This is a genomic window from Rivularia sp. UHCC 0363, assembly GCF_034931125.1.
Taxonomy (GTDB): domain Bacteria; phylum Cyanobacteriota; class Cyanobacteriia; order Cyanobacteriales; family Nostocaceae; genus Rivularia.
In genome coordinates this window covers 38,809-41,025 of sequence record NZ_JAYGHM010000071.1, presented here as the reverse complement: position 1 = coordinate 41,025, position 2,217 = coordinate 38,809, and the positions used below count along the sequence as shown (strand labels likewise).

Annotated in this window: 2 protein-coding genes, 2 tRNA genes and 1 pseudogene; 1 reads left to right on the top strand and 4 read right to left on the bottom strand. The window is 36.5% G+C overall.

Going from position 1 to position 2,217, the window contains the following annotated elements; genetic code table 11:
* Nucleotides 1-722 (bottom strand): hypothetical protein (locus VB797_RS28755; protein ID WP_323241184.1); only part of this gene is annotated, 722 nt, incomplete at its 3' end.
* A 373-nt stretch (nt 723-1,095) separates the two neighbouring features.
* Here VB797_RS28755 and VB797_RS28750 point away from each other — a divergent pair.
* On the top strand, nt 1,096-1,674 hold the full coding sequence (locus tag VB797_RS28750) for a pentapeptide repeat-containing protein (protein ID WP_323241183.1): 579 nt from the start codon (nt 1,096-1,098) through the stop codon (nt 1,672-1,674).
* A gap of 172 nt (nt 1,675-1,846) precedes the next feature.
* Here VB797_RS28750 and VB797_RS28745 read toward each other — a convergent pair.
* The 3 genes and pseudogenes from VB797_RS28745 to VB797_RS28735 all read right to left on the bottom strand — a co-directional run.
* Nucleotides 1,847-1,918: transfer RNA gene (locus VB797_RS28745), tRNA-Thr, on the bottom strand.
* Nucleotides 1,919-1,981: 63 nt separating this feature from the next.
* Nucleotides 1,982-2,063, bottom strand: a tRNA-Tyr gene (locus VB797_RS28740).
* Nucleotides 2,026-2,217 (bottom strand): annotated as a pseudogene (locus tag VB797_RS28735) (hypothetical protein); the annotation flags it as partial. The gene VB797_RS28740 and the pseudogene VB797_RS28735, both read right to left, overlap by 38 nt.

The following is a 2,217-nucleotide window of genomic DNA, read 5'->3' as shown; positions in this document are numbered from 1 at the left end:
AAAATTTCAAGTTTTCCTTTATTTATTTGAACAAACCTTTTTAAACAATCAAGACCAATGCCACCTGTTATACTACCGCGTCTAGTTGTCGTTCCTGGTTGAAAAGCCCATTTTAATGCTTTGTCTGCGGATAAATTAGGATTTTTTTGGAAATTACGTACATTATGAGGAATTCCCACTCCAAAATCAACTACCGTTAGTTTCAGTTCGCTTAAATTGGGATAGTGTTGTCCGCAGCTAAATACGCCAATCTCTGTTTGCCCATGTTCAAAGGCATTAGCATAAATTTCGAGCGTTGTTCCTACAATAACACTTTGTAAAATCTGACCTATATGAACCCAGTCTCTACCTAACCATTGTTCTGTTAGATAGTCAACTAAACTATCTTTGTCTTGATATGGATCTTCTCTATAAGGAATTGAGTTACCTTGCCAAGGTTCTTTATCATTCCCAAATACATACATAAAACCATTCTGTTCTAAATTTCTTCTAACGTTCTTATGAAGAGTATTCCATCTAAATTTAATATTTCCGCCTTTAATTTGAATCAAGCGGATTAAACCACCCAAAAAAGCAACAGCATTTGGTCGTAAAAACCAGCACTGAGAAAAGTCAAATATTATTTCTGTTGCTTCGGTTTCAACTTTTTGCCATAACTGGAAAAGCCGCTCGAAGTCTTTTAAATTATCGTTAACGGTGGGAACTTGAAGAATAAGGCTCACAGCTTTTACTAAAATCTTTGGCTAAAATAATACAGGTAAAAGTTGCTAATTGGTTTACTTCATTCACAATATTCAATTATCGAAGAATTGTAGACTGGGGAGCTACCTTGTTGCAAAAAAACACAGCCGTTGTAGTAAGTGGTATTCAAGGTACGAAAACCAAAATATTTATCGAATAACAAGTACTTTTATAGAACACCACCTTGATTTTGGATGACCCAATCATGTTCCATTTTTTTTGGAACCCATATAGCAATTACTGGAACATTTTCAATTTCTCGTTCTTTAGTTTCTATATGTAAATTAAGTTGATGGATTTGAATAGTCAATTTATCGTCAGCCTTAATTTTCCTGTCACCTGGGTATCTTCCTGGTGCAGTGGAAGGGTCTCTTCCTTGAAACAAATTTAGCTTGCCTGAGTAAAGCAGAATTAAGATGGGTAGACTTACGTGAAGCCAAGCTAATTAATGCTAATCTCAATGGTGTTAAACTAGAAGCAAGTTGCCTCATTAGTGCCGATCTTAATAGTGCCAACTTGAGTAATGCCAACCTTAATAAAATAGACCTGAGCAACGCTAATCTTAACCATGCTGATTTGAGAAAAACTAACTTCAGTAACACTAAACTCGACCGTGCAAATTTAAGTTTAACCGATCTTACCCTTGCTAAACTTAGTAACATCTCCCTAGTCGCTGCCAATTTGAGAGATTGTAACTTGGGCGGTTGTAATTTAAGTGGTACTAATTTAAGTAATGCTGACCTCACGAATGTAAATTTGAGAAACGGTAATCTTAAGGATGCGAACTTGAGTTGTTCTAAAATGAAATTTGCTGATTTTAAGTATGCTGACCTTCTAAATGCGAATATCAGTGGTGTTGATTTAAATGATACATATTTAGAAGGAGCGACAATGCCTGATGGTAGTATTTATAATGATTTTAGCAACACCTGAACCTTGATTCGTCAGCTTACTTATTATTACCAATTGATAAATCTATCTAACCAGAGGAAAATAACGGATTTGCCTTCCGTAAGCGCGATCGCCTTTTTTACTTCTTAAAATTGAACTATGCTACTTGAAACCTTAATAGCATAATTTTAGAAGACAATCCAAAATCTCAAAAAGCCGATGACGAGAGTCGAACTCGTGACCTCACCCTTACCAAGGGTGTGCTCTACCACTGAGCTACATCGGCAAAAAAAGCTTTGATTCTAGACTTTGGACTATTATCAAGCAAATCCAAAATCTAGAAGTGAGATGGGCCGAGCTGGATTTGAACCAGCGTAGGCGAAGCCAGCGGATTTACAGTCCGCCTCCATTAACCACTCGGACATCGACCCATGTCGTCTCACGATTACTAATAGTATCACAAGCTTTCGGAAATGCCAAAGTTTTTTTTGAAAAAGTTCTGAAATGCTTATGGGTAATGGGTAATGGGTAATTGGTAATTGGTAATGGGTAATGGGGAATTATGAAATTATTTGTAGTGCGAGC